21 protein-coding genes and 4 pseudogenes are annotated in these 26411 nt (G+C 69.8%); 10 read left to right on the forward strand and 15 right to left on the reverse strand.

All coding sequences use genetic code 11. The features are described 5' to 3' along the window. Positions 1–186 precede the first annotated feature (186 nt). The 4 genes from B5557_RS08490 to B5557_RS08500 all read right to left on the reverse strand — a co-directional run bounded on the left by B5557_RS08490 (position 187) and on the right by B5557_RS08500 (position 3696). Positions 187–864 (reverse strand): GntR family transcriptional regulator, encoded by a 678-nt coding sequence (locus B5557_RS08490; RefSeq protein WP_079658533.1) that lies wholly within the window; start codon positions 862–864, stop codon positions 187–189. A gap of 265 nt (positions 865–1129) precedes the next feature. Continuing rightward, positions 1130–2077, reverse strand: coding sequence for a beta-ketoacyl-ACP synthase III (locus B5557_RS08495; protein ID WP_079658534.1), 948 nt, complete (start codon positions 2075–2077; stop codon positions 1130–1132). A 181-nt stretch (positions 2078–2258) separates the two neighbouring features. Continuing rightward, entirely contained in the window at positions 2259–2396 is a 138-nt protein-coding gene (locus tag B5557_RS44185; RefSeq protein WP_173877651.1) for an MFS transporter small subunit, read from the reverse strand. Continuing rightward, positions 2362–3696, reverse strand: a complete 1335-nt coding sequence (locus tag B5557_RS08500; RefSeq protein WP_079658535.1) for an OFA family MFS transporter — start codon at positions 3694–3696, stop codon at positions 2362–2364. Before B5557_RS08500 ends, B5557_RS44185 begins: the two co-directional genes overlap by 35 nt. A 269-nt stretch (positions 3697–3965) precedes the next feature. Here B5557_RS08500 and B5557_RS08505 point away from each other — a divergent pair. From B5557_RS08505 to fdhD, 3 genes and pseudogenes are all read left to right on the forward strand, one after another. Beyond that, positions 3966–4443 (forward strand): annotated as a pseudogene (locus tag B5557_RS08505) (2-dehydropantoate 2-reductase); the annotation flags it as partial. Beyond that, positions 4441–4800: pseudogene (locus tag B5557_RS08510) on the forward strand (2Fe-2S iron-sulfur cluster-binding protein); the annotation flags it as partial. The pseudogenes B5557_RS08505 and B5557_RS08510, both read left to right, overlap by 3 nt. Positions 4801–4807: 7 nt before the next feature. Further along, complete coding sequence (gene fdhD, locus B5557_RS08515) at positions 4808–5656, forward strand: formate dehydrogenase accessory sulfurtransferase FdhD (protein ID WP_079658536.1); 849 nt, start codon at positions 4808–4810, stop codon at positions 5654–5656. Positions 5657–5729: 73 nt separating this feature from the next. On the opposite strand, the gene B5557_RS08520 is transcribed toward fdhD, so the two are convergent. Then, a complete protein-coding gene (locus B5557_RS08520; RefSeq protein WP_079658537.1) occupies positions 5730–6257 on the reverse strand; it encodes an isochorismatase family protein in 528 nt (175 codons plus the stop codon). Between the two features lie 19 nt (positions 6258–6276). After that, positions 6277–6714 (reverse strand): MarR family winged helix-turn-helix transcriptional regulator, encoded by a 438-nt coding sequence (locus B5557_RS08525; protein ID WP_079658538.1) that lies wholly within the window; start codon positions 6712–6714, stop codon positions 6277–6279. 81 nt (positions 6715–6795) lie between these two features. Between B5557_RS08525 and B5557_RS08530 the strand changes: the two genes are divergently transcribed. Further along, on the forward strand, positions 6796–7713 hold the full coding sequence (locus B5557_RS08530; RefSeq protein ID WP_079658539.1) for a quinone oxidoreductase family protein: 918 nt from the start codon (positions 6796–6798) through the stop codon (positions 7711–7713). A 25-nt stretch (positions 7714–7738) separates the two neighbouring features. Here B5557_RS08530 and B5557_RS08535 read toward each other — a convergent pair whose 3' ends face one another. Beyond that, entirely contained in the window at positions 7739–8755 is a 1017-nt protein-coding gene (locus tag B5557_RS08535; protein WP_079658540.1) for a bile acid:sodium symporter family protein, read from the reverse strand. A 154-nt stretch (positions 8756–8909) separates the two neighbouring features. Between B5557_RS08535 and B5557_RS08540 the strand changes: the two genes are divergently transcribed. From B5557_RS08540 to B5557_RS08550, 3 genes are all read left to right on the forward strand, one after another. Then, on the forward strand, positions 8910–9812 hold the full coding sequence (locus B5557_RS08540; protein ID WP_079664664.1) for a LysR substrate-binding domain-containing protein: 903 nt from the start codon (positions 8910–8912) through the stop codon (positions 9810–9812). Between the two features lie 322 nt (positions 9813–10134). After that, positions 10135–11961 (forward strand): AMP-dependent synthetase/ligase, encoded by a 1827-nt coding sequence (locus B5557_RS08545; RefSeq protein ID WP_079658541.1) that lies wholly within the window; start codon positions 10135–10137, stop codon positions 11959–11961. Between the two features lie 169 nt (positions 11962–12130). Next, complete coding sequence (locus B5557_RS08550; protein ID WP_079658542.1) at positions 12131–12967, forward strand: aldo/keto reductase; 837 nt, start codon at positions 12131–12133, stop codon at positions 12965–12967. A gap of 75 nt (positions 12968–13042) precedes the next feature. Here the strand turns inward: B5557_RS08550 and B5557_RS08555 are convergent, their stop codons facing one another. From B5557_RS08555 to B5557_RS08570, 4 genes are all read right to left on the reverse strand, one after another. Beyond that, complete coding sequence (locus tag B5557_RS08555) at positions 13043–13762, reverse strand: SDR family oxidoreductase (protein WP_079658543.1); 720 nt, start codon at positions 13760–13762, stop codon at positions 13043–13045. Between the two features lie 104 nt (positions 13763–13866). Beyond that, entirely contained in the window at positions 13867–14805 is a 939-nt protein-coding gene (locus B5557_RS08560) for a class I SAM-dependent methyltransferase (RefSeq protein WP_079658544.1), read from the reverse strand. Between the two features lie 244 nt (positions 14806–15049). Then, positions 15050–16786 (reverse strand): glycoside hydrolase family 6 protein, encoded by a 1737-nt coding sequence (locus B5557_RS08565; RefSeq protein ID WP_079658545.1) that lies wholly within the window; start codon positions 16784–16786, stop codon positions 15050–15052. Between the two features lie 70 nt (positions 16787–16856). Beyond that, entirely contained in the window at positions 16857–18356 is a 1500-nt protein-coding gene (locus tag B5557_RS08570) for a cellulase family glycosylhydrolase (protein ID WP_173877652.1), read from the reverse strand. A 265-nt stretch (positions 18357–18621) separates the two neighbouring features. On the opposite strand from B5557_RS08570, the gene B5557_RS08575 reads away from it, so the two are divergent. Together B5557_RS08575 and B5557_RS08580 are read left to right on the forward strand one after the other, a co-directional pair. After that, on the forward strand, positions 18622–21537 hold the full coding sequence (locus B5557_RS08575; protein WP_079658546.1) for a glycoside hydrolase family 48 protein: 2916 nt from the start codon (positions 18622–18624) through the stop codon (positions 21535–21537). 301 nt (positions 21538–21838) lie between these two features. Then, the gene (locus B5557_RS08580) at positions 21839–24502 is read left to right on the forward strand and encodes a cellulose binding domain-containing protein (RefSeq protein WP_079658547.1); all 2664 of its coding nucleotides are present in this window, start codon (positions 21839–21841) and stop codon (positions 24500–24502) included. An 81-nt stretch (positions 24503–24583) separates the two neighbouring features. On the opposite strand, the pseudogene B5557_RS45885 reads toward B5557_RS08580, so the two are convergent. Then, a pseudogene (locus B5557_RS45885) lies at positions 24584–24691 on the reverse strand (rhamnogalacturonan lyase family protein); the annotation flags it as partial. A gap of 54 nt (positions 24692–24745) precedes the next feature. On the opposite strand from B5557_RS45885, the pseudogene B5557_RS08585 reads away from it, so the two are divergent. Continuing rightward, positions 24746–24994, forward strand: a pseudogene (locus tag B5557_RS08585) (hypothetical protein); the annotation flags it as partial. 10 nt (positions 24995–25004) lie between these two features. Here the strand turns inward: B5557_RS08585 and B5557_RS08590 are convergent. From B5557_RS08590 to B5557_RS08600, 3 genes are all read right to left on the reverse strand, one after another. Further along, positions 25005–25769 carry a class I SAM-dependent methyltransferase gene (locus B5557_RS08590; protein WP_079658548.1) on the reverse strand — a complete coding sequence of 255 codons (765 nt, stop codon included), beginning with the start codon at positions 25767–25769 and terminating at the stop codon, positions 25005–25007. A 17-nt stretch (positions 25770–25786) separates the two neighbouring features. Further along, the gene (locus tag B5557_RS08595) at positions 25787–26092 is read right to left on the reverse strand and encodes a 4a-hydroxytetrahydrobiopterin dehydratase (RefSeq protein ID WP_079658549.1); all 306 of its coding nucleotides are present in this window, start codon (positions 26090–26092) and stop codon (positions 25787–25789) included. An 87-nt stretch (positions 26093–26179) separates the two neighbouring features. After that, positions 26180–26389 carry a hypothetical protein gene (locus tag B5557_RS08600; RefSeq protein ID WP_079658550.1) on the reverse strand — a complete coding sequence of 70 codons (210 nt, stop codon included), beginning with the start codon at positions 26387–26389 and terminating at the stop codon, positions 26180–26182. Positions 26390–26411: the final 22 nt, after the last annotated feature.

A 26411-nucleotide genomic window follows, 5' to 3' on the forward strand; every position in this document is an offset into this window, starting at 1 on the left:
GCGTCTCACGAACCCCTCCCCGCCTCAATTTCGGCCACCAGTGTCGGGCTTTCGAAGGGAACGTAGCAGCGGCTGCCGAACCTGGGAAGAAGCTGTGCACAGATTGCCGCCAACTTTCTCCACTCACAGGACAAAGCAGCGTGGCGGCACCCACGGCATAGGCTCGGTCGGCGCTGGAAGGAGGGCTCAGGACGTGGCGCGGGCGTGGTACGAGCGCCGGGTGTGCTCGGTGTGCTCACGCATCAGCCGGGTCGCCAGTTGCTCGTCGTGCGCGACGATCGCGGTGATCAGTTCGCGGTGCTCGTCCCAGGACTGGTGGCCGCGCTGGCGGGCGATCGGCGTGTAGTACCAGCGCACCCGGCGGTCGACCTGGGCCGCCAGCTCGGCGAGGACCGTGTTGCCGGCGATCTCCATGATCTTGGCGTGGAAACGGGCGTTCAGGGCGACGGCGGCGTCCACGTCGTCCTGGGCGACGGCCAGCATCCCCTGGGCCTGGATCTCGTTCAGGGCCTCGATGCCCGCCTGGTCCGCGTGCGCGGCGGCGAGCCGTGCGGCTTCGGCCTCCAACAGCGTGCGAACGGTGAGGAGTTGGTCCGCCTCTTCCTCGGTCGGCTCGTGCACGAACGCACCCTGGGCGGGTCTGAGGTCCACCCACCCCTCGGTGTTCAGCCGCTGCAGAGCCTCCCGCACCGGCTGCCGCGAGACGCCGAGGTGCGAGGCGAGCTCGCTCTCGACGAGGTGCTGGCCGGGCTGGAGGGCACGGGTGGTGATGAGTTCGAGCAGCGCCTCGTAGACGCGGTCGCGCAGCGGACCGGGTCGTTCGAGCTTGGGCACCGCACCCTGTGGCAGTCCTCGCGACAACATCGGTCGGTCCCCCTCCTGGGAAACACCGGGCAACCGCACCCGAAAGCCCCGTATCGATTGACGTATCGGCCGTGTGCAGCTGGGTGGCGACTGTCTACAGCCGAGTCTCGATTGTCTTTCGTCTACAGTCTACGGCGCACAGTGGACCAGCCCCGGGCACGGTCGATCGCGTCGCCCTTCGGTGCGGCCTCGACGTCTGGCCTCGCGGCGCGAGCTGCGCGAGCCGCCCTCAAGGGCCCGTCCGACTACCGCAGCCCGCCGCCGCTCACGGGCAGCGCACGACCTGGCCCGCGTACGACAGGTTGCCGCCGAAGCCGAAGAGCAGCACCGGGTCGCCCGTGGAGACGGCGCCCTGCTCGACGAGCTTGGAGAAGGCCAGGGGGATGCTGGCGGCGGAGGTGTTGCCCGATTCGGTGACGTCGCGCGCGACGACCGCGTTGACGGCGCCGATCTTCTGCGCGAGGGGTTCGATGATGCGCAGGTTCGCCTGGTGCAGGACGACGGCGGCGAGGTCCTCGGGAGTGAGCCCGGCCCGCTCGCAGGCCTGTCGCGCCAGGGGCGGCAGTTGGGTGGTGGCCCAGCGGTAGACGCTCTGCCCTTCCTGCGCGAACCGTGCCGGCTGACCCTCGATGCGCACGGCGTGGCCCATCTCGGGCACCGAGCCCCACAGCACGGGCGCGATGCCGGGCTCGACTCCGTCGGGGCAGGCTTCGACCACGGCGGCGCCCGCTCCGTCGCCGACCAGCACGCAGGTGGTGCGGTCGCTCCAGTCGGTCACCTCGGACATCTTGTCGGCGCCGATGACCAGGGCACGGGTGGCTGCGCCCGCACGGACGGTGTGGTCGGCGGTCGCCAGCGCATGGGTGAAACCGGCGCAGACGACATTGACGTCCATCGCGGCCGGCTGCGGAATGCCGAGCCGGGCGGCGACCCGGGCGGCCATGTTGGGCGAGCGGTCGACGGCCGTGGAGGTCGCGACCAGCACCAGGTCGATGTCGGCCGGTGTGAGGCCGGCCGAGGCGAGCGCCTTGGCGGCGGCGTGTGCGGCCAGCTCGTCCACGGGCTCGTCGGGGCCCGCGATGTGGCGCGTGCGGATGCCCACCCGGCTCCTGATCCACTCGTCACTGGTGTCGACCAGGCCCGCCAGGTCCTCGTTGGTGAGCACCTTGGCGGGCTGGTAGTGGCCGACGGCGGCGATGCGCGAGCCGTTCATTGGGGGGTCCCCCTCGTTGCCTTGGGTAGCGGGATCCTCCAGTCTGATCAGTGACTCGCGGGTACGAGGGCGCGTGAAGCGACAGGAAACCGGTTCCCGGGTTGTCGGCTTCCCCATAGCCCTCGGACGCCCGAGCAACCGCCGAACATCCACCCGCCGCACACCCGCCCCACGCAAACCGTTACCCGGTGAACAATTGCGTCGCCTTCTGTACGAGCTCGTACAGCCCGTAGGCGAGCGGCGCGCCCACCCACAGCCAGGCAAAGGCGATCAGTGGCCGCCGGTCAGGCTGCGGACTCGGGCTGCTGTCGTTCGACATCGGCAACCTCCTTCTGGGCGGGCAGGTGGTGACGGGGGTGGACGGGACGGACGAGTTCGTTGGCGACGAAGCCGACGGCGAGCAGCCCGATCATGATGAACAGGGACAGCGTGTACAGCGACGAGCCGTGCTTTCCGGCCTCCTCCTGCCGGTCGGCGATCCAGTTCACGATCAGCGGGCCGAGCACTCCGGCGGTGGACCAGGCGGTGAGCAACCGGCCGTGGATCGCGCCGACCTGGTAGGTCCCGAACAGGTCCTTGAGGTAGGCGGGGACGGTCGCGAAGCCGCCGCCGTAGAAGGAGAGGATCACCAGCGCGCACAGGACGAACAGGGGTTTCGACGAGTCGCCGATCAGCGCGATCAGCCCGTACATCAGGGCGCCGACGCCCAGGTACACCCGGTAGATGTTCTTGCGTCCGATCAGGTCCGAGGTGGACGACCAGCCGATCCGGCCGGCCATGTTCGCCGCGGACAGCAGGGCGACGAAGCCGGCGGCGGCGGACACCGAGACCGGGGTGGAGGTGTCGGCGAAGAAGTCCTTGATCATCGGCGCGGCCTTCTCCAGGATGCCGATGCCGGCGGTCACGTTCATGCAGAGCACGACCCACAGACACCAGAACTGAGGGGTGCGCACCGCACTGCGCGCCGACACCTGCACCCCCTCGACGGCGCTCGGCCCGCCCGCGACCGGCCGCTCGCTGCGCGGCACCCGCACCAGCAGTACGCCCAGCGTCATGAAGACCGCATAGGAAAGCCCGTGCACGAGAAAGGCGAGCGCGATCCCGGAGCTGTCGGAGCCGAACGACTCCAGCATCTGCGCCGACCAGGGCGAGGCGATGAGCGCGCCGCCGCCGAAGCCCATGATGGCGATGCCGGTGGCCATGCCAGGACGATCCGGGAACCACTTGATCAATGTGGAGACGGGTGAGATGTAACCGATGCCGAGACCGATTCCGCCGACGAAGCCGTAGCCGAGGACGATCAGCCAGTACTGCTCGGTGGCGGCGCCGAGCGCGGAGATCAGGAAGCCGGACGAGAAGCAGACCAGGGCGACGGTCATCGCCCAGCGCGGCCCGTTGCGTTCCACGAGCGTGCCGCCGAAGGCCGCGGACAGGCCGAGCATGACGATGGCGAGTTGGAAGGGAAGCGCGCTCTGCGTGCCGCTGAGGTCGAGCGCGGACTCCAGCGGCGGCTTGAACACGGACCACGCGTAGGCCTGGCCGATGGAGAGATGGACCGAGAGCGCGGCCGGGGGGACGAGCCAGCGGCTCCAGCCGGGCGGTGCGACAGGGGGACTCATGAATCCTGAACATTAGGAATCCACAACGGCGTTGAGAAGGCGGCGCGTCGACAGTTTTCGGTGAACGGTATGCGAGCTGCGCCGAGCGGTCGGACCGACCGGTTTTTCGAAACCGCTTGCACAACCGGTGCGGGGACCGCCGCGGGCTCCGGCCCGGCCCCGGCGCCGCGCGCACCCTCGCCGCCCCCACTTGCGTACTGTAGACAATATTTCGTCGACAGAGTTCGGCCAGTTCCTCGGTACCCTCGACCGAACGGAGCTCCCTCACCATGAAAGTCGCAGTCCTCGGCGCCGGTGCGATCGGCGCCTACGTCCGTGCAGCGCTCCACCGCGCGGGCGCCGACGTGCATCTCGTCGCCCGTGGACCGCATCTCGCGGCCATGAGGCGGGACGGGGTGCGGGTGCTCAGTCCGCGCGGCGACTTCACCGCCCGCGCCCACGCCACCGACGACCCGGCCGAGATCGGCCCGGTCGATTTCGTCTTCCTCGGCCTCAAGGCCCACTCGTACGCGGCGTGCGGGCCGCTGATCGGGCCCTTGCTGAACGACTCCACCGCGGTGGTCGCCGCCCAGAACGGCATCCCCTGGCGGTACTTCCACCGACACGACCCCTACGACGGCCGGCGCGTCGAGAGTGTGGATCCGGGCGGCGCGGTCAGTGCGGTGCTCGCGCCCGAGCGGGCCGTCGGCTGCGTGGTCTACGCGGCCACCGAACTCCAAGGGCCGGGTGTCGTAAGGCACTTGGCTGCTCGCGTCCTCGGTCGACCTGTCCACGACACCGCTCGTCGCGGAATGGATCAAAGAATACGAGGCGAAGCCGGACCGCTTCGGACCGGACGCGGCCCGGATCGAGGAGGAACCGAAGATCGACAACGACCTCTACGGGTCCGAGTTCGACCGCCGCGCGGCCGGCAGCTGGGACGAATCGGCACAGACGCAGACCACGACCGTGTGCGCGCACTGCGGGGTGGGCTGCAACCTCACGCTCTATGTGCAGGACAATGAGATCGTGAAGGTGCCGTCACCGCACGACAACCCGGTGACTCACGGCAATCTCTGCATCAAGGGCCGCTTCGGCTACCAGCACGTACAGAACCAGGGCTGATGACGACATGGGACGAGTCACCGAACGACGCAAGGTGATCCGCATCAGGGACGGAGTGGTCTCCGCCCGACCGGACACCCTCGTCGCCGAGGAACCACTGGAGATCCGGCTCAACGGCAAGCCGCTCGCGATCACCATGCGCACGCCCGGCGACGACTTCGCGCTGGCCGCCGGCTTCCTGGTCAGCGAGGGTGTACTGGCCACCGCGTCCGATCTGCTCAACATCGTCTACTGTGCGGGCGCGACGGTCGACGGTTCCAACACCTACAACGTGGTCGACGTCCGGACGACCCCCGGCGTGACGATCCCCGACTTCACCCTCGAGCGGAACGTCTACACGACCTCCTCCTGCGGCCTGTGCGGAAAGGCGAGCCTGGACGCGGTCCGTACGACGACCCGCTGGCCGATAGCCGACACTCCCCCGCTCCGGATCGAGCCCGAGCTGCTCGCGAGCCTCCCCGACCGGCTGCGTGCGGCCCAGCGGGTGTTCGACCGGACCGGGGGGCTCCACGCGGCGGCCCTGTTCTCGGAGGAGGGCGAGCTGCTCGACGTCCGGGAGGACGTGGGCCGGCACAACGCGGTCGACAAGCTGGTCGGCCGCGCCCTGCAGAACGGGGACCTGCCGCTGTCCCGGGCGATCCTGCTGGTCTCGGGGCGGGCCTCGTTCGAGCTGGCGCAGAAGGCCGTGATGGCGGGCATCCCGGTGCTCGCCGCGGTCTCGGCGCCCTCCTCCCTGGCCGTGGACCTGGCCGCGGAGACCGGGCTGACCCTGGTGGGCTTCCTGCGAGGCAGTTCCATGAACGTGTACGCGGGTGAGGACCGCATCACCCTGCGGACCGCGGCCGCCCGGGGCTGACCGGTTCCCCCGCTGCACGGCGGCGGGGCCCCGACCGGCGGGGAGCGCCCCCCTGCGCCGCAGGGGCGCCGCCTCAGCTGCTCAGGAATCGCACCTGGGCCGCACGCACCACCGTCCCCAGCCGGGGGAAGTCCAGTTTCACCGACGCCTCGTGCTCGGCCTCGGTGAGAGCGGACATCGCGTCCTCGACGAAGAACAGCTCGTAGCCGAGGTCGCCGGCGGCACGGGCGGTGGACTCGACGCCGAGGTTGGTGGCGATGCCGCCGAACACGAGTGTGGTGACGCCGAGTTCACGGAGACGGTCGTCCAGTCCGGTCCCCTGGAAGGCGCCGATGGTGCGCTTGACGATCTCCAGGTCGCCTTCCCGGAGCAGCCCCTGGACCAGACCGCTGCCGGGCGGCTGCTCGCCGACCCCGGGGCGCTCGACGCGGACGAGGACGACGGGGCCGCCCGCCGTGCGGAACTCGGCGGCCAGCTCCTCTGCGACGGACAGCACTTCGGTCCCCTTACGGGGCTCCAGGGGCAGCGCGACGATGCGGTCCATCAGGTCGACGAGGACAAGGGCGGTGTGCGCGGGGTCGAGCGCGAGAGGTGCGGTCATGACGGAACGTTATCCACCGTCAGCCCTCCGTGCCGGAAATCCGGGTCAACAGGCCCATGAACTGGTCCCGTTCGGCCGCCGAGAGCGGGGCGAGCAGGGCGTCGTTCGCCTCCCGAGCGGCCTTCTCGCAGCGCTGGAGCAGTTGTCGGCCCTGCTCGGTGAGTGACACGGCGTTCTTCCGGCGGTCACCGGGATCCGGCGCGCGCACGGCGAGGCCCGCGGACTGCAGGTCGTTGAGGATGCCGACCAGGTCCTTGGGGTCGAGTCCGACACTGCGGCCGAGGTCGGCCTGAGCGACGGGGCCGAGATCGCGGACGGCGGAGAGCACGACGTGGTGCCACATCTTGAGGCCCTCGACGGCGAGAGCGTCGGCGACCAGGGCGCGGCCGCGCGCGGCGGCCCGACCGAGGAGCCAGCTGGGGAGAGAGCGGATGGCGGCGAGGGGCGCTTCGGACATGCCTCCACCCTACCGAATTCATTGGACTTCCCAACGACCCCTGATATACCGTTGGGAGTCCCAACGAATTCTGGAGGTGCGATGCGTCGCGTCCGGTACGACTCCATCGGCGGACCGCTGTTCCTGGAGGAGACGCCCGTCCCCGAGCCCGGCCCGGGCGAGCTCCTCGTGCGCTGCGCGGCGATCGGCGTGACCCTGCCCGTCGTCCGCAAGGTCACCGAGGGCACGGAGCCGATTCCGCTCGGCGGCGAGATCGCCGGGGAGGTCGTGGCCGTCGGGCCCGGGGTCACCGGATTCCGGGTGGGCGAGCGGGTGACGGGCCTGTGCTTCGGCCACGGCTACGCCGACTTCGCGCTCCTGCACGAGGCCATGGCCTCCCCCGTCCCGGAGGACGCGAGCGCGGTCGACGCCGTCGCCCTCGTGCGCAGCGGCCTGGTCGCGCTGGGCGCGCTCACGGCCGCGCGGCCCGAACCCGGCGAGGCGGCCCTCGTCACGGCGGCGGCGAGCGGGGTCGGCCACCTCGCCGTGCAGCTGGCGCGCACGCGCGGCGCGGCCCGGGTCGTGGGCGCCGTGTCCGACCCGGCGAAGTCCGACTTCGTGGGCGCACTGGGCGCCGACGACGTCATCGTCTACGACAACGCCGACTGGGGCGCCCCCGTCGACTACGTCCTGGACGCCGTCGGGGGCGCGTTGCTCACTCCCGCCGTCGCGGCCCTCGCTCCCGGCGGGCGACTCGTGGCGTACAGCTCGGGCGGCGGGACGATCCGGGCGTACGACCTGTTGGTGGGCGCGAAGTCCGTGATCGGTTTCCAGATGGCCCACGTCGCGCGCGGGAGGCCTGAGGTGTACGAGCGGTGGCGCCAGGAGCTGTGGCGCCTGTTCGCGGCGGGGACGCTGAAGCCGGTCGTCCACCGGGAATTCGGCCTGGCGGACGCCGCCGAGGCACACGAGATGATCGAGTCACGGAGCAATCTGGGGAAAGTGGTTCTGGTGCCGTGAGCTGGAGGTCGTCGGTGCCAGAGGTTCACGCTGCGGCCGACGCCCGCTCGTCGCGCCGTTCCCCCGGCGCCTCCAACGGATCCCGTGCCCGGCGCTTGGCGATGACGGCGCACACCATGAGCTGCATCTGATGGAAGAGCATCAGCGGCAGTACGGCGAGGGAGGCGTGCGCGCCGAACAGGACGCTCGCCATGGGCAGCCCGGAGGCGAGGGACTTCTTCGAGCCGGCGAACTGGATCGCGATGCGGTCCTCACGATCGAACCGCAGCGCCCTGCCCCCGTACCAGGTCAGGGCGAGCATCACCGCGAGCAGGACGGCCTCGACGACAAGCAGTCCGCCCAGCCGTACGGCGCTGACCTGGTGCCAGATGCCCTGGACCATGCCCTCGCTGAACGCGGTGTAGACGACGAGGAGGATCGAGCCGCGGTCGACCAGTCCGAGCACCTTCTTGTGCCGTGCGACGAAGCCGCCGATCCAGCGGCGCAGCAGTTGCCCGGCGAGGAACGGTACGAGCAGTTGCAGCACGATCTCGACGAGCGAGTCGGCGGAGAAGCCGCCGCCGCTGCTGCCGAGCAGGGACGCCGCCAGCAGCGGGGTGACGACGATGCCGACCAGCGAGGAGAAGGAGCCCGCGCAGATCGCGGCGGGGACGTTGCCGCGGGCGATGGAGGTGAACGCGATCGACGACTGGATCGTCGACGGGACGAGGGTGAGGAAGAGCAGCCCCTGGTAGAGCGGGTGGGTGAGCAATACCGGGATGAGGCCGCGCGCGGCCAGGCCCAGCAGCGGGAAGACCACGAAAGTGCAGGCCAGGACGGTCACGTGGAGGCGCCAGTGCCTCAGTCCGTCGAGTGCCTCACGGGTGGACAGGCGAGCGCCGTACAGAAAGAAGAGGAAGGCGATCGCGGCCGTGGAGGCGCCGGAGGCCACGTCGGCGGCGCCGCCGCGGGCCGGGAACAGTGCCGCGAGCCCGACGGTCCCGAGCAACAGCAGGATGTAGGGGTCGACCGGCATCCAACTCGGCCAGTGCAGGCGTTTCACGGTGCTCCACGTGCGGTTCGATGGGTGTGCGTCCGGGCCCAAGGGGGTCCCTCTCCATCGTCCTCCGGCGCACCGTGATCGGGAATCCGGCATACCGCTCTCACTGTCATCGCGAAACACGATGAACACGAGGACAGCGGCTACTGTGACGGGCGTGTACGAACCCTCCCATCTGCGCACCTTCCTCGCCGTCGCCCAGACGCTGAGTTTCACGCAGGCCGCGCGGCGGCTCGGGCTGCGCCAGTCCACCGTCAGCCAGCACGTGCGGCGCCTGGAGGACGCGACCGGCCGGGCGCTGTTCACCCGGGACACGCACTCCGTGGAGCTCACGGAGGACGGCGAGGCGATGCTCGGCTTCGCGCGCCGGATCCTGGACGTGCACGAACAGGCCACGGCGTTCTTCACCGGCACCCGGCTGCGCGGTCGGCTGCGCTTCGGCGCCTCGGAGGACTTCGTCCTGACCCGGCTGCCGGAGATCCTGGAGGGCTTCCGCCACGACCACCCCGAGGTCGACCTGGAACTGACGGTGGAGCTGTCGGGCACCCTGCACGAGCAGCTGGCCGCCGGGAAACTGGACCTGGTGCTGGCCAAGCGGCGCCCCGAGGATCCACGGGGTGAGCTGGTGTGGCACGACCGGCTGGTGTGGATCGGCGCGGAGCGGTTGCGGCTGGACGCCGACCGTCCGGTCCCGCTCATCGTCTTCCCGCCGCCGGGCATCACCAGGGCGCTGGCCCTGGAGGCGCTGGAGCGGCAGGGGCGGGCCTGGCGGATCGTCTGCACGAGCGGCAGCCTCAACGGTCTCATCGCGGCGGCCCGGGCGGGCCTGGGCGTGATGGCGCACTCGCGGGGCCTGATCCCGCCGGGCCTGGTGCGGATCCCGGACCGGGCGGGGCTGCCGGAACTGGGACGGGTCGACTTCGTGCTGGTGCACGGACGCAGACGGACGTCGGCCCAGGGCGCCGCGGACGCGCTGGCGGCGGCGATCCTGGCGGGCGGCGACCGCCTGCACCGACGACCGGCCCCGGGACCCGGCCGGCGCACCGGCCCGCCGGAGTAACGGAATCAGACGCTCCGCCGCTGTCGGAGGAGAGGGTGACCCCCCGCCCGGGACCCATGGGGCAGGGATCGGCAACGAAGGCCGTGACGGGCCTCGGGAGGGGTCGGGCAGCGTAAGCGGTACGGGCAGATTCGGTGGAGATTACGGTGCCGAAACTTACTCAACCGTCAGCTTTCTGTCCGACCCTTCCCCATGTGAGCCCATTTTCCGGCACTGACCAGCGCAGACGAGAGCATCGCTCGCTTTCCGGCCCCCTCCCACCCCGTCGACGGGTGGGGTAGCTTTCACGGCGCTGAGGGGCCATGAGAAGCGGGGTACGGGTTTGCGCGAGTTCACCAACCCTCCGTTGGCGTTGGCACCGCCGGTCGGCGGTCTGGCCGACGTCGTCTTCCAGCACGCCCAGGACGACCCGCAGTACGTCAGCCTCGGCCGCAAGGACGAACGCGGCGAATGGCGGGACGTGACCGCCGCCGAGTTCCGCGACGAGGTACTCGCCCTCGCCAAGGGTCTGCTGGCCCAGGGCATCCGGTTCGGCGACCGCGTCGCCATCATGTCCCGCACCCGTTACGAGTGGACGCTGTTCGACTACGCCCTGTGGACGATCGGCGCCCAGGTGGTGCCGGTCTACTCGACCTCCTCCGCGGAACAGTGTTTCTGGATGCTCTACGACGCCGAGTGCACGGCCGCGGTCGTCGAGCACGAGGACCATGCGATGACGATCGCCACCGTCATCGACCGCCTCCCCCAGTTGCGGCAGCTGTGGCAGCTGGACTCGGGCTGTGTGCAGGAGCTGTACGACGCCGGCGCCTCCATCGAGGACGACGTGGTGCACCGGCACCGGGAAGCGGTCACCCCCGACTCGACCGCGACGATCATCTACACCTCCGGCACGACAGGCCGGCCCAAGGGCTGTGTCATCTCGCACGGCAACTTCATGTTCGAGGCGGACACGGTCATCGAGCGCTGGGAGCCGGTGTTTCACTCCAAGCGGGGCGACGAGGCGGCGACCCTGCTGTTCCTGCCGCTCGCGCATGTCTTCGGACGGATGGTGCAGATCGCGGCGATCCGCGGCAGGGTCCGCTTCGGTCACCAGCCCCAGCTGCACGCGGCCGCCCTGCTCCCCGACCTGGCCGCCTTCCGGCCGACGTTCTTCCTGGCCGTGCCGTACATCTTCGAGAAGGTCTTCAACGCGGCCCGCCGCAAGGCGGAGCGGGAGGGCAGGGCGGGGCCGTTCGAGAAGGCCGTCGAGGTGGCCGTGAACTACGCGGAGGCCATCGAGGCGAAGGCCTGGGGCCTCGGGCCCGGCCCGTCGGCGGGCCTGCGCATGCAGCACCAACTCTTCGACAAGCTCGTCTACTCCAAGGTGCGCGCGGCCATGGGCGGCCGGGTCCGGCACGCCATGTCCGGCGGCTCGGGCATGGACCGCAAGCTCGGCCTGTTCTTCGCCGGCGCGGGCGTGCAGATCTACGAGGGTTACGGCCTGACGGAGACGACCGCGGCCGCGACCGCCAACCCACCCGGACGCACCCGGTACGGCACGGTCGGCCGGCCCATCCCGGGGATGACCGTGCACATCGCGGACGACGGCGAGATCTGGCTGCGCGGCGAAAACGTGTTTCAGGGCTACCTCAACAACCCCAAGGCCACCGACGAGACCCTGCACGACGGCTGGCTGGCCACCGGCGACCTGGGCTCCCTCGACGAAGACGGTTACCTCACCATCACCGGCCGCAAGAAGGAAATCCTGGTCACCTCCGGCGGCAAGAGCGTCTCGCCGGGACTGCTGGAGGAGCGGGTGCGCGACCATCCGCTGGTCAACCAGTGCATCGTCGTGGGCAACGACCGGCCGTTCGTGGCCGCGCTGGTCACCCTCGACCAGGAGGCCGTCGAGCACTGGCTGCAGATGCGCGGCAAACCGCAGCTGCCGCCCGTCGAGCTGGTGCGCGACCCGGATCTGGAGGCGGAGGTGCGCCGGGCGGTCGTGGCGGCGAACACGCTGGTCTCGCAGGCCGAGTCGATCCGCACGTTCCGCATCCTCGCCCAGCCGTTCACCGAGGAGCACGGACTGCTGACGCCGTCGCTGAAACTGAAGCGCAAGGCGATCGAAAACGCTTACGCGAACGAGGTCGACGCGCTGTATCGCACGTAGGGCAGCAGGTCCTGGGGTTTTCCGATGGGTGGGAACTGGTGTGAAACGGTTACCGGCGGGCACCCGCCCCGAAATCGGGGGTGGGATCGGGCGTCAGGAATGCGATGGCCGCCGTGATCGTTGACGATGGCAGTACCACTTTGACGGACAACCGAAGGATCAAGAGCTCGTGAGCAGCAAGGTCCCCCCGATCATCCTCAACAACGGCGTGGAGATGCCCCAGCTGGGCTTCGGCGTCTGGCAGGTGCCGGACGACGAGGCGGAGCAGGCGGTGTCCACCGCCCTGGAGGCCGGGTACCGCAGCATCGACACAGCGGCGATCTACGGCAACGAGGAGGGCACCGGCAAGGCCATCGCCTCCTCCGGTGTGCCCCGCAAGGACATCTTCGTCACCACCAAGCTCTGGAACAGCGACCAGGGGTACGACGCGACGCTCCGCGCGTTCGACGCCTCCCTGGAGAAGCTCGGCCTGGACTATCTGGACCTGTACCTCATCCACTGGCCGCTGCCGGCGCGCGACACGTACGTCGACTCGTACAAGGCGTTCGAGAAGCTCCTCGCGGACGGCCGGGTACGGGCCATCGGCGTGTCCAACTTCCTGCCGGAGCACCTGGAGCGGCTGATCGGTGAGACGTCGGTCATCCCGGCGGTCAACCAGATCGAGCTGCACCCGCACCTGCAGCAGCACGCCTCCCGTGCGTTCCACGCGGACCAGGGCATCGCCACCGAGGCCTGGTCCCCGCTCGGCCAGGGCAAGGGCCTGCTGGAGGTCCCGGCGATCGTGGCGATCGCCCAGAAGCACAACCGCACCCCGGCCCAGGTGGTGCTGCGCTGGCACCTCCAGCTCGGCAACGTGGTGATCCCGAAGTCCGTGACGCCGTCGCGGATCAAGGAGAACATCGAGGTGTTCGACTTCAGCCTGGACACCGAGGACCTGGCGGCGATCAGCGCGCTGAACGAGGACCGGCGCATCGGTCCGGACCCGGGCACGTTCGACCTCGGCTGACGTTCCCCGCACGTGGTCGAGGGCGCCCCCTGTTCAGGGGGCGCCCTCCGTCGGACGGGCCCGTGAACGCGCTCGTCAGTTGGGCTGCCCGATCGGCCGTACGACGACGGTGTTGATGTCGACGCCCGCGGGCTGTCGGATTGCCCAGACCACGGAGTCGGCGATCTGGTCGGCGGTGAGCAGATGCCCGGGCGGCAGGCTGCCGTAGCTGTCCCAGAACGGGGTCTCGACCCGGCCGGGCGCGATCAGTGTCACGCCGACGCCCCACTCGGTGACCTGGCGGCGGGTGTTCTCCGCGAGCCCGGTCACCGCCCACTTCGTCGCCCCGTAGACGTTGCCCGGCGTGGGCACGAATCCGGCGACACTGCCGACCAGCACGATCCGCCCCCGCGTCTCCCTCAGCGCGTCGATCGACGCGCGGACCAGGAGCGCGGGGCCCAGGACGTTGGTGAGCACCATGTCGGTCCACCCGGCCGGGTCGCCCTCGGCGACCGAGTCGTGCGTGGCGGTCCCCGCGTTGGCGACGACCGTGTCCAGTCGCCCGTATCGCTTGAGCGTACGGTCGACCGCCATCTGTACGGAGTCGTAGTCGGCGGCGTTCCCGGCCACCGTCAACAACCCGTCCGGGTCACCGAGTTCCGCGGCGAAGGCCCGCAGTCGTTCCTCGCCGCGCCCCGTGACGGTGACCCGGTGTCCGGCGTCCAGCAGCTGCCGCGCGACGGCCGCGCCGATGCCGCTGCCGCCTCCGGTGATCAGCGCGACCGGAGAATCCGGCGTGCCGGAAGAGTTGCTCATGACGTGCCCCCATAGCGATGCCTGTTGTGCGTGGCTCGCAGTTCACCAGTTGGAGCACTCTCCAAGTCAAGCCCCACCGGGCGGACTTGATCCGGACCGGTTTGCTACACCGCCTTCACCGCCGTGTGCACCGTGTGCGCCGCGAGCACGAAGACGTCCGCCCTTCGGTGCACGCCCCCCTCGTCCTGAGGGTCGAGCAGCCGGTCGAGCGTGGCGCGGTCGTCCGGGTCGAGAGTGTCGCCGAAGGCGTCCCGCAGCCGGGACAGGGACGCGACGATGTGGGCGCGGGCCCGGTCGGAGGCAGGAGCGGGCAGGTCGAGCAGGAAGCTGCGGGTACGAGTGTGCTTGAGGCCGGCCGCGCCGAGCAGCGCCGCCCAGTCCTCGGTCTCGGCCACGGAGCCGGGCAGGTCGGCCCGCATCCGCGCGAACCACTCGGCCTCCAGCGCGTCGAGCCGTGCCTCCAGACCGGACCGCCCGAAGCCCAGGTCGCGCGGCAGGAACCGGGCCGGCAGACCGCCCTCCATGATCGCCAGGGTTCCGCCGGGTGCGAGCCGCTCCGCGAAGGCGGTGAGGGCAGCGCGCTGATCGCCCAGGTGATGCAGACTGCGGCCGGCCCACAGCAGGTCCGCCGGATACTCCAACTCGTCAAGTACGCCGGGGAGTTCTCCGGCGAGGGTGTCGAAGCGGTCGCTGTACCCGAGCCGGTCGGCCCGCTGCCGGGCCCGGTCAAGCAGCGGCGCGGAGCCGTCGACCGCCATGACCCGCGCCCCGGGGAACGTCTCGGCGAACAGACAGGAGATGACGCCGGGTCCGCTGCCCGCGTCCACGATCAGGCCCGGGTCGGTCACCTCCTTGCCGAGCCAGGACAGGGCGCGCTCGTACAGCGGGGTGAACAGCTCGGCCTGCGCTTCCAGATGCGGGGCCATCGCGGCCCAGTCGATGTCGGTGTGGTGGCCGTGCCCGTGACTGTGCCCGTGCCCCGAACCGTGGTTGTCGTCGTGGGTGTGCCGGTCGCCGTGGGATGCGTGCGGATCGTGCGCCATGGTGGTCAGCCTCTCTTCCGGTGTGCCGTCAGCCTGCTCCGACGCACCGGACGAGAGCCACTCCTGTTGCCGGGACGGCAAAAAGAGAAACGCGGGTGGCAAGCTTTTTCGAGCCGGTGATCCGCCGGGGCCCGGCCCGGGAGGGCTGACCGACCCCGACGGATCACCGTCACCTCAACTCACCGCCCTACGGATCACCGCCGTACGGATCACCGCCGTGTGGTGGTCTGTTTCACCGGCCGGCCTACAGCGGCGGGTACGCGTTCTGCATCAGCTGCTGGAACTGGGCGGAGAACCACTTCCCGGACAGCGGGGCGTTCGCCAGGGCGCCGGACATGCTGTTGCCGTTGCGCGGGTTGCCGGTGTAGGTCGGGTCGCACATCCGGTCGAAGCCCTTGCCCTCGTCGTTGGGGATGGCCGAGCTGGCGCCGTCCGACTCACCCGGCGGCTTCATCCACACGTAGGCGTCGATCCCGGCGGCAGGCGCCGCCTTGGGACGCTCACCGAGGCCCGCGCCGGCCTGGTTGCACCAGTTGCCGACGTGGATCCGACGGTCGTAACGGCCGCCGTTGACGTAAGTGTCCACGCTGGTCGTGGCACCCGGGCCGGTGGGCCGGGCGGCGCCGCCCCAGCCGTTGCGGGAGGTGTCGATCAGCATGCCGATGTCGGACCTGAAGCCGGTGGTCACCAGCTGGTTGCGGAAGGCCTGGGCGTACGACAGCTCGTCGACGTAGCGGTTCCAGTCCACCCACTTGGACTCACGGACCGACTTGCCGGCCACCGAGTCGTTGATGGTGAAGTTGTTCTCCTTCAGGGCGCTGTAGTTCGCCGTGTTGGTGATGAAGCCGTGCACGTCGTCGACGGTCGCGCCCTCGGCGGTGGCGGCCTGGTACATGATCTGGGCGGACGGCACGAAGTTGTCGTCCCAGCCGAGCCAGCCGTGGTGTCCGGCGTCGATGTAGTTGTAGACGTTGGGGATCGCGCCGAGCTTCTTCAGCGCGTAACCGACGCCCTTCACGTAGTTGCCGTTGGCCTTCATGGTGTCGCAGGCCGGGGTGGCGGTGGCCTTGCCACCGGTGTTGGTGACGAGGTTCGGCAGCGAGTCGATCTCGACGGCGGTGACGATCCGCAGGCCCGCGTACTTGCTGTCCGCGAGGATGGCCGCGATGGGGTCGATGAACTGCGTCTTGTACTTGTCGATCTCCGTCGGGCCGAGCTCACCGTTGGAGGCGAGGGCCGAGCAGTCCCGTCCGGGAAGGTCGTAGACGACCAGCTGCACGACTTCCTCACCGCTGCCCTTCTGGGCGAGGGCCGCGTCCAGGTGGTCGCGCAGACCCATGCCGCCGTTCACGCCGTTGATGGTGGCGATGCGGTCGAGCCAGACACCGGTGGGCTGGTTGGAGACGCGGCTGCCGCCCGGCTCGGCGGCGGCGTGCGCCGACCATTCCGGGTTCACGTACACCTTGGCGCCGGCGTAGGGGTTGTCGACCTTGGTACCCGGAGTGCCGGGACCGGTCGGGCCGGGGTCGGTCGGGCCGGGGTCGGTGGGACCGCCGGTCCCGCCGTCGACGTTGCAGGTCACACCATCGAGGGTGAACGTGGCCGGAACCGCGTTGGTGCCGCTGTAGGTGCCCTGGAATCCGAAGCTGACCGAACCGCCGGTCGCCAACGTCCCGTTGTAGGTCTCGTTGTTGGCGGTGACGGCCGCACCGGACTGGGTGATCTTCGCGTTCCAGCCATTGGTGACCTTCTGGCTGCCGGCGTACGCCCACTTCACCGACCAACTCGACTTCGCGGCCGAGTTGTTGGTCACGGTGACGGCGGCGGTGAAGCCGGTGCCCCAGTCGTTCTGCACCTTGTAGTCGACACTGCACGGGATGGCGGCGATGCCGGGATCGCCGGGGACGACCGCGAGCGCCGTCCCGGAGGCGCCGGCGACCAGCGCCAGCGCGGCGAGTACCGCTGTTCTGCTACGGCTCATGAGTGCGGGCTTCCTTCTTGGTCGCGGATGTTTTCCGTTGCGTTCCTTCGATGGAGCTGTGCGGTGGCGCCTATCCGTCGAGCCCGAGTGCGCGCAGGTGATCGCGCAGGCCGGTGCCGTACGCCGTGGGCGTCCCGTCGTAACCCGAGATCAGTGACGGGCCGGTGGAGCAGTCCCAGGCGTTCCAGGTCCAGCCCAGGTACGACACTCCGCGGTCGTCGAACCACTTCATGACCTGGTCGACGAAACCGTGTGAGCAGGTGTTCTCGCCGATCTCCCCTGCCACCAGCGGCACCTGGGCGGCGACCGGGGCGAGCGTCGAATTCCAACAGCTCTCGTTCGCACAGGAGTTGAAGTTGTAGACGTGGTAGGCGGCGGCGAGATTGCCGGTCGGGTCGGTGGGCTTGTACGTCAGCCACTGGCTGAGGTCGTTGGAGTACGCGAGTCCGCCGGCCAGGATCACGTTCTTGGCGCCGGTCGCCCGTACGGAGTCGACGAGATCCTGCATTCCGGCGACTTCGTACCCGATGCCGGGGCAGGTTCCGCCGTCCCGCCAGCACTGCCACGCCTGGGTGGTCGTGGAGGTGGCGCGGTCCGGGTAGGGCTCGTTGAACAGGTCGAACACGACGGCCGTGTCGTTCTTGAAGGTGTTGGCCACCGAGGTCCAGAACGACGGCGTGTACTGCATGTCGGGCATCGGCTTCTGGCAGCTCGCGTGCACGTCGGAGCAGCCGGCCGAGTTGCCCGTGTACTGCCCGTAGTTCCAGTGCAGTTCGACGATCGGCGTCATCCCGTGCGCCTTGACACGGGCCACCAGGTCCTTGACGGCGTTGATGTAATTCGCGCCGCCGTAAGCGGAGTTGATGTTCGACAGGCCGAGCCAGCACTCCTCGTTGAGCGGAATGCGGACCGTGTTGACGTGCCAGTCGGCGATCGCCTTGACGGCCGCGTCGTCGACCGGTCCGTCCCAGATGCCACGCCCCTGGACGCACATGAACTCGCCGCCGGAGCGGTTCACGCCGAGCAGACGGCGGGTCTTTCCGCCGGCGTCCACGAGCTTGTTCCCCGCGACGTGCAGCGCGGGCGGCGCGTCACCGGTGTCCGGTGGATCGGACGTGGGTGGGGTGGTGGGGGTGGGCGTGGGGGTCGGTTCGGTGTCGACGTTGCAGGTGGTGCCGTTGAGCTTGAACGTGGTCGGTGCGCTGTTCGCGCCCGCCTTGGAGGCGATGAAGCCCGTGCTGACGCTCGCGCCCGTGCCGAGGGAACCGTTCCAGCTCTCGTTCGCGGCGGTGACGGTCGTGCCCGACTGGGACCACTTGGCGCTCCAGCCCTGGGTGACCTTCTGACCGCCCGAGAAGTCGAACGTGAGGCTCCAGCCGCTCACGGCCGCCGCATTGTTGGTGATCTTCACGGCAGCCTGGAAGCCGGCGTCCCACTGGCCGGTGACGGAGTACTCCACCGTGCAGGCGGGCGTGGCTCCCTGAGCCGTCATGACCGGCAGGGCCACGCCCGTCCCGAGGGCGGCCATGCCGGCGACGGCTAAAAGTACTGAACGCGGGGGATGTCGCATGAGCGACTCCTTGCAGCTCAGGCGCGTCGTGGCGGACGCGTCGACTGATGGAATCGCTCCCACTGGTGTCTCGAAGTTAGCGCCAAGTGCTGGCAAAGAACAGGGGCGTCGCTGACTTTCCCTCAACTTACGGCGTCGAATCTTTTCGACTCTTCAAGCACCTTGACCGCGTTCACCCCCATCCTCACTATGGGAGCGCTCCCACTGGTTCAAGGCTTGTTGCTCCTCCCCCCACTTCTCCGAGCCGCAAGGAGGAACCAGCATCATGGATCCCTCACGCAGACGTCGCCGGGCGCGGCGCCTGTGGACCGCCGCCGTGGCGGCCCTCGCGCTTCCCCTCGCCATGCTGAGCACGAGCACAACTCCCGCCCAGGCGGCGGCACTTCAGTGCAGCGTGGACTACAAGACCAATGACTGGGGCTCCGGGTTCACCGCGGACCTGACCCTCACCAACCGGGGCACCGACCCGATCAGCGGCTGGACCCTGACGTACTCCTACGCCGGCAACCAGAAGCTGACCAACGGCTGGAACGGCAGCTGGTCGCAGTCCGGTCAGCAGATCACGGTGAACAACGCCTCGTACAACGCGACGATCGCCGCCGGCGCGGCGGTCAGCACGGGTGGGCAGTTCACCTACAGCGGCACGAACGCCGCTCCCGCGAGCTTCGCGGTCAACGGCACCACCTGCGCAGGCGCGCACCAGCCGCCGGTCACCGTGCTGACCAGCCCGACCGCGGGCGCCGTCTACACGCAGGGGGACGCGGTGCCGCTCGCGGCGACCGCCGCGGCCGCCGACAGCGCGACGATCTCCAAGATCGAGTTCTACGACGACACGACCCTGCTGGGAACGGACACGAGCGCGCCGTACTCCCTGTCCGTCTCAGGATTGTCCGTGGGCAGCCACTCCCTGGTCGCCAAGGCCTACGACAGCCTGGGGGCGTCGGCGTCGTCGACCCCGGTCGGCATCACCGTGGCCTCGGGTCCGGCCGTGGTCGCCTCCGCGAACCAACTGGCCGTGCAGCAGGGCAAGACGGGCACGTACTCGTTGAAGCTGTCGACCCAGCCGTCGGCCAATGTGACCGTCACGACCGCCCGCACCACCGGAGACACCGGGCTGACCGTGACGGGCGGCGCAAGTCTCACCTTCACGCCGTCGAACTGGAGCACCGCCCAGAACGTGACCATCACGGCCAACGCCTCCGGCACGGGCGCCGCGACCTTCGAGTCGACGGCGACCGGGCACGCGAAGGCCTCGGTGACAGCCACGGAGATCGCGGGCACCAAGGCGTACGACGCCCGGTTCCTCGACCTCTACGGCAAGATCACCAACCCGGCAAACGGTTACTTCTCCCCCGAGGGCATCCCGTACCACTCGGTCGAGACGCTGATCGTCGAGGCTCCGGACCAGGGGCACGAGACGACGTCGGAGGCCTACAGCTACCTTCTCTGGCTGCAGGCGATGTACGGGAAGATCACCGGCGACTGGACCAAGTTCAACGGCGCCTGGGACATCATGGAGAAGTACATGATCCCCACCCACGCCGACCAGCCGACGAACTCGTTCTACAACGCGTCGAAACCGGCTACCTACGCGCCCGAGCTGGACACTCCGAACGAGTATCCGGCGAAGCTGGACACCGGTGTGTCCGTGGGTTCGGATCCCATAGCCGGTGAGCTGAAGTCCGCCTACGGCACGGACGACGTCTACGGCATGCACTGGCTGCAGGACGTCGACAACACCTACGGTTACGGCAACGCGCCCGGCAAGTGCGAGGCCGGCCCGACGGACACCGGCCCGTCCTACATCAACACCTTCCAGCGCGGCGCGCAGGAATCGGTGTGGGAGACGATTCCGCAACCGACCTGCGACGCCTTCAAGTACGGCGGCACGAACGGGTACCTGGACCTGTTCACCGGTGACTCCTCCTACGCCAAGCAGTGGAAGTACACCGACGCCCCCGACGCCGACGCCCGGGCGGTGCAGGCCGCGTACTGGGCGGACATCTGGGCCAAGGCGCAGGGCAAGGGCAGTGACGTCTCCGCGGCCGTCGGCAAGGCAGCGAAGATGGGCGACTACCTGCGCTACGCGATGTACGACAAGTACTTCAAGAAGATCGGCAACTGCGTCGGACCGACCGCCTGCCCGGCCGGCACCGGCAAGGACGCCTCGCACTATCTGCTGTCCTGGTACTACGCCTGGGGCGGGGCAACGGACACCAACGCCGGCTGGGCCTGGCGCATCGGCTCCAGTCACACCCACGGCGGCTACCAGAACCCGCTGGCCGCCTACGCACTGAGCAGTTACGCCGACCTGAAGCCCAAGTCGGCTACAGGACAAGCCGATTGGGCGAAGTCGCTGACCCGGCAGCTGGAGTTCTACCGCTGGCTGCAGTCCAGCGAGGGCGCCATCGCGGGCGGGGCGACGAACAGCTGGGCGGGCCGCTACGCGACTCCCCCGGCCGGCACCTCGACGTTCTACGGCATGTACTACGACCAGCAGCCCGTCTACCACGACCCGCCGTCCAACCAGTGGTTCGGCTTCCAGGCGTGGTCGATGGAGCGGGTCGCCGAGTACTACCAGCAGACCGGGAACGCGAGCGCCAAGGCGGTTCTCGACAAGTGGGTGGACTGGGCGCTGTCCAAGACCACGATCAACCCGGACGGCACCTTCCGGATCCCCTCCACCCTCCAGTGGTCGGGTCAGCCCGACACCTGGAACGCGTCAAGTCCCGGTGCGAACACGGGACTTCACGTCACCGTCGCCGACTACACCAATGACGTCGGCGTGGCGGCCGCGTACGCCAAGACCCTGACGTACTACGGCGCCAAGTCCGGTGACACGGAGGCGAAGACGACCGCCAAGGCGCTCCTGGACGGCATGTGGACCAACAACCAGGACGCCCTCGGCATCGCGGTCCCAGAGACCCGGGCCGACTACAACCGCTTCGACGACAGTGTGTACGTCCCGAGCGGTTTCAGCGGCAAGATGCCGAACGGCGACACGATCAACTCCTCCTCGACCTTCGCCTCGCTGCGGTCCTTCTACAAGAACGACCCGGCCTGGTCGAAGATCGAGAGCTATCTCGCGGGCGGAGCCGCGCCCGTGTTCACGTATCACCGGTTCTGGGCCCAGGCGGACATCGCCATGGCCATGGGTTCGTACGCGGAACTTCTCGAATAGCCCCCGCCGGGCGCTCCGCGGGTCGGGCGGTGTTCGTCTGCCGGCCGGATGTGACTGGTCGCGCAGTTCCCCGCGCCCCTGAAGGGGCGCGGTAGCGCACCGCTCTCCCGCGGAGTCGCTCGAAGGTCCGCGTACGCGGCTCCGTCACCTGACGACGGGGCCCCGGCCGGGCGGCCCCCACCCGCACAGGGGGCCGCCCGGCAGTCGCACGTCCCGTATCTCCCGCACCGATCTCCTCCCGCACCGATCTCTTCCCGCACCGATCTCCTCCCACATGGCTTCGCGAGGAAGGACCCCCACCGTGCGAAGAACCCGCATCCTCACGGCCGTACTGGCGCTCGCCGCCGGCCTGATCGCGGGCAGCCCGCCCGTGCTGGCCGCGGACGGCAGCCCGAAGGCGACACTGGCCGCAGAGTCGTACACCTGGAAGAACGCCCGGATCGACGGTGGCGGCTTCGTGCCCGGCATCGTCTTCAACCGCAAGGAGAAGAACCTCGCCTACGCGCGCACCGACATCGGCGGCGCCTACCGCTGGCAGGAGTCGAGCAAGACATGGACGCCGCTGCTGGACTCGGTCGGCTGGACGGACTGGGGACACACGGGCGTGGTGAGCCTGGCCTCCGACTCCGTCGACCCGAACAAGGTGTACACGGCGGTCGGCACCTACACCAACAGCTGGGACCCCGGCAACGGGGCCGTGCTGCGGTCCGCCGACCGCGGCGCGAGCTGGCGGAAGACTGACCTGCCGTTCAAGCTGGGCGGCAACATGCCCGGCCGGGGCATGGGTGAACGCCTCGCGGTCGACCCGAACAGAAACAGCGTGCTGTATCTCGGCGCGCCGAGCGGGAAGGGGCTGTGGCGGTCGACGGACTCGGGGGTCACCTGGTCGCAGGTGACGAACTTCCCCAACGTCGGCAACTACCAGCAGGACCCGACCGACACGAGCGGCTACGCCTCCGACAACCAGGGCATCGTCTGGGTCACGTTCGACGAGTCGACCGGTACCACCGGCACGGCCACGAAGACGATCTACGTCGGGGTGGCCGACAAGGACAACGCGGTGTACCGCTCGACGGACGCGGGCGCGACCTGGACGCGACTGGCCGGCCAGCCGACGGGATACCTGGCGCACAAGGGTGTGCTGGATGCCGTCAACGGTTACCTCTACATCGCTTACAGCGACAAGGGCGGCCCCTACGACGGCGGCAAGGGGCGGCTGTTGCGGTACGCGACGGCGACCGGCACCTGGACGGACATCAGCCCGGTGGCGGAGGCCGACACGTACTACGGCTTCAGCGGGCTGACGATCGACCGGCAGAAGCCCGGCACGGTGATGGCCACCGCCTACAGTTCCTGGTGGCCGGACACACAGATCTTCCGCTCCACCGACAGCGGCGGGACCTGGACGAAGGCGTGGGACTACACCTCGTACCCCAACCGCTCGAACCGGTTCACGATGGACGTCTCCTCCTCACCGTGGCTGACCTGGGGCGCCAACCCGTCGCCGCCGGAGCAGACGCCCAAACTCGGCTGGATGACCGAGGCGTTGGAGATCGACCCGTTCAACTCCAGTCGCATGATGTACGGGACGGGTGCGACGATCTACGGCACGGAGAACCTGGCCAACTGGGACAGCGGCGGCCAGTTCACCATCAGGCCGATGGTGCAGGGGCTGGAGGAGACGGCGGTCAACGACCTCGCCTCTCCCTCGTCCGGCGCCCCGCTGCTCAGCGCGCTCGGCGACGTCGGCGGCTTCCGCCACACGGACCTCACCAAGGTGCCGTCGATGATGTACACCTCGCCGAACTTCACGACGACCACCAGCCTGGACTACGCCGAGACCAACCCCAACACGGTGGTCCGCGTCGGCGACCTCGACTCGGGTCCGCATGTGGCGTTCTCCACGGACAACGGCGCCAACTGGTTCTCGGGGACGGACCCTTCGGGGGTCAGCGGCGGCGGAACGGTCGCCGCGGCGGCGGACGGCAGCCGCTTCGTGTGGAGCCCGGCGGGCGCCGGCGTGCAGTACACCACCGGTTTCGGCACGTCCTGGTCGGCGTCGAGCGGGATCCCGGCCGGCGCGATCGTCGAGTCGGACCGGGTCGACGCCAAGACGTTCTATGGCTTCAAGTCGGGCAAGTTCTATGTGAGTTCGGACGGGGGTGCCACGTTCACCGCGTCCGCGGCGACCGGCCTGCCCGGCGGGGACAGTGTGCGCTTCAAGGCGCTGCCCGGCGTCAAGGGCGACGTCTGGCTGGCGGGCGGGGCGAGTGACGGTGCCTACGGGCTGTGGCACTCCACCGACTCCGGCGCGACCTTCACCAAGCTGTCGGGCGTCGAGCAGGCCGACACGATCGGCTTCGGCAAGGCCGCGACGGGGGCGTCGTACCAGACGCTGTACACCAGCGCGAAGATCGCCGGGGTCCGTGGCATCTTCCGCTCGACGGACAAGGGCGCGACCTGGACGCGCATCAACGACGATGCGCACCAGTGGGGTTGGACGGGCGGGGCGATCACGGGCGACCCGAGGGTATACGGGCGGGTGTACGTCTCGACGAACGGACGGGGCGTCGTCTACGGCGACACCTCCGACCCGAGCGGCGGCGGCAGCGGGGGCGGCGGCGGTACGGATCCCACGCCCACGGGGGCCTGTGCGGTGACGTACACGATCACCAACCAGTGGTCGGGCGGCTTCCAGGCGGACGTCAAGCTGGCCAACACGGGCACGAGCGCGTGGACCGGCTGGAGTCTCAACTGGGCCTTCCCGGGCGGCCAGAGCATCTCCCAGCTGTGGAACGCCGACTACACGCAGTCGGGTTCGACGGTGACGGCGAAGAACATCGGCTGGAACGGCAACGTGGCGGCCGGCTCGTCCGTCAGCTTCGGCTTCACGGGCAGTTGGTCGGGCACGAACCCGAAGCCGACCGCGTTCAGGCTCGGCGACCAGAGCTGCACGGTGAGCTGAGGACACCTCGGTGAGCTGACGACGGCTCGGTGGGCCGAGGACGGTGGGTGCGCGCCCCGGCGGACGCGCACCCACCTTCGTTCACGGTGTGCAGACCGCAGGGCGGGGCGCCGTGGGCATCCCGTTGCCGATGAAGAAGCTCGGGTGCGGCGGCTGGTTGTAGGCGGTGTTCTGCCAGGTCAGGCCCGTGCAATCCTCGCGTCGGGCAGTCGCGCGCCCCTGCCCCTGGCGCTGAGGCGCAAGCTGACGCTGCGCCTCTTCGACCACGAGAGCGGCCAGTGGTCTCTGAACTGGTCCTCCAGCAGCACCGGCCGACTCTTCCCGCCGGTCGTCGGCCGTTTCGACGGCGACCGCGGCGCGTTCTACGGCGATGACACGCACGATGGCAAGGACGTGCGGGCGCGGTTCATCTGGTCGGGGGTGCCCGCCGTGTCCGCCCGCTGGGAGCAGGCCTTCTCACTGGACGGCGGGAAGACCTGGCTGACCAACTGAGTCATGGACTTCACCCGTCCGGGAACGCACCGGGAACCGGTTTCCGGAACGCCTTCAGTGTGAAGGCGGGGTCCGGGCGCGGCCGGTCCTGGTCGGGCAGGGCCGCGAGGCGGGCGGCGAAACCGTCGGCCTGGGGGTGGCCGGGCGGCAGGGTGACGAACCAGCCGCGCCGCAGGTCGGCGATGGCCCGGCGCGGGCTGCGGCCCTGCCCCCGGCCGCGGAAGCGGGCGTGCCCGGCCGGGGCCAGCCCGCATGCGACGGCGTACGACTCCACGAGCGCGGCGGCGTCGGAGGCCGGGCGGCGCGGGCGGGAGGCGAGCACGACATCGATGTCGCTGCCCACGTTGTGGGAGGCGCCCTTGTCGACCGTGGTGACGTACACCCCGCCGGGCCGCAGCACCCGGGCGCACTCGGCGACGATCCGCCGCGCGTCCGCGGGGTCCTCCACGAGGTGCAGCAGCCACACACTGCTGACGGCGTCGAACTCCCCGTCCCGGAAGGGGAGTCGGCGGCCGTCGGCGAGGACGACCGCGCCCGGCAGCCGGGCGGCGGCGTGCCGGGCCATGCCGGGCGCCCGGTCCACGCCGGTCACCCGCAGCCCCTGCCGCCCGGCCGCGAGGTGCCGGGTGACGATGCCCGTGCCGCAGGCCACGTCCAGCAGGCTGCGCACCTGAGCGGGCAGGAGGCCGAGGACGCCCTCCGCGGCGGCGGCCGCCCTGGGCTCTCCGCCGCGGAGGGCGTCGTAGCGTTCCGCTTCCTTGTCGTAGTCCAGCACGAGCGCTCCCCGTTCCCTCAGTGCGCTCCGTGTCCCGGGGCCGCGGCCTCCACCCGGCGGGCGAGTTCGACGTCGAGGTCGGTGACGGCGTCGCCCGCGCTGTGGGTGTTCACGGCGAGGGAGACGGTGTTGTAGCCGAGGGTGAGCTCGGAGTGGTGGTTGAGCTCCTCCTGGATCTGTGCGACGTGGATGACCAGGGCGGTCGCGGCGAAGTGGGAGTCGAGGCGGTAGGTGCGGGTGAGGCGGTCGCCGTCCGCGGACCAGCCGGGCAGCTCGGACAGCCGCTCCTCGATCTCCTTCTGCGACAGCGGTTCGACGGCCATGACCCGGCTCCCTTCCTGGGCGGCGCATACCCGTCCAGCGTGCCACAGGACGGCCGTGGCGGCCCTGGTCAGAGGGGTTCGTGCTGGTCAGCCAGGGAACCCATGGACGACATCGCCGTGCCGGGCGCCCGGCATGTCGCCGCGGATCGAGCCCGTGGGGTCGCTGTCACCGGAGTGGTTCACGGACGGCAGCAGGGCGTCCCCGACCCGGGCGTGGCCTTGGCGTCGGGCACGAGCACCGAGCCGGGCGCGGTGCACCGGCGTCGGCTCCGGGGCAGGCGTCCGCCGGTCGTTCATCGGCTCGCTTCTCAACTACCGT

Source organism: Streptomyces sp. 3214.6 (genome assembly GCF_900129855.1).
In the GTDB taxonomy this organism is placed as follows: domain Bacteria; phylum Actinomycetota; class Actinomycetes; order Streptomycetales; family Streptomycetaceae; genus Streptomyces; species Streptomyces soliscabiei.

What these genes read in the sequence shown, in the direction of transcription:
- B5557_RS08490 (WP_079658533.1), bottom strand. Translation starts at nt 864, where the DNA reads ATGTTGTCGCGAGGACTGCCACAGGGTGCGGTGCCCAAGCTCGAACGA.
- B5557_RS08495 (WP_079658534.1), bottom strand. Translation starts at nt 2,077, where the DNA reads ATGAACGGCTCGCGCATCGCCGCCGTCGGCCACTACCAGCCCGCCAAG.
- B5557_RS44185 (WP_173877651.1), bottom strand. Translation starts at nt 2,396, where the DNA reads ATGTCGAACGACAGCAGCCCGAGTCCGCAGCCTGACCGGCGGCCACTG.
- B5557_RS08500 (WP_079658535.1), bottom strand. Translation starts at nt 3,696, where the DNA reads ATGAGTCCCCCTGTCGCACCGCCCGGCTGGAGCCGCTGGCTCGTCCCC.
- fdhD (WP_079658536.1), top strand. Translation starts at nt 4,808, where the DNA reads ATGGGACGAGTCACCGAACGACGCAAGGTGATCCGCATCAGGGACGGA.
- B5557_RS08520 (WP_079658537.1), bottom strand. Translation starts at nt 6,257, where the DNA reads ATGACCGCACCTCTCGCGCTCGACCCCGCGCACACCGCCCTTGTCCTC.
- B5557_RS08525 (WP_079658538.1), bottom strand. Translation starts at nt 6,714, where the DNA reads ATGTCCGAAGCGCCCCTCGCCGCCATCCGCTCTCTCCCCAGCTGGCTC.
- B5557_RS08530 (WP_079658539.1), top strand. Translation starts at nt 6,796, where the DNA reads ATGCGTCGCGTCCGGTACGACTCCATCGGCGGACCGCTGTTCCTGGAG.
- B5557_RS08555 (WP_079658543.1), bottom strand. Translation starts at nt 13,762, where the DNA reads ATGAGCAACTCTTCCGGCACGCCGGATTCTCCGGTCGCGCTGATCACC.
- B5557_RS08560 (WP_079658544.1), bottom strand. Translation starts at nt 14,805, where the DNA reads ATGGCGCACGATCCGCACGCATCCCACGGCGACCGGCACACCCACGAC.
- B5557_RS08565 (WP_079658545.1), bottom strand. Translation starts at nt 16,786, where the DNA reads ATGAGCCGTAGCAGAACAGCGGTACTCGCCGCGCTGGCGCTGGTCGCC.
- B5557_RS08570 (WP_173877652.1), bottom strand. Translation starts at nt 18,356, where the DNA reads ATGCGACATCCCCCGCGTTCAGTACTTTTAGCCGTCGCCGGCATGGCC.
- B5557_RS08575 (WP_079658546.1), top strand. Translation starts at nt 18,622, where the DNA reads ATGGATCCCTCACGCAGACGTCGCCGGGCGCGGCGCCTGTGGACCGCC.
- B5557_RS08595 (WP_079658549.1), bottom strand. Translation starts at nt 26,092, where the DNA reads ATGGCCGTCGAACCGCTGTCGCAGAAGGAGATCGAGGAGCGGCTGTCC.
- B5557_RS08600 (WP_079658550.1), bottom strand. Translation starts at nt 26,389, where the DNA reads ATGAACGACCGGCGGACGCCTGCCCCGGAGCCGACGCCGGTGCACCGC.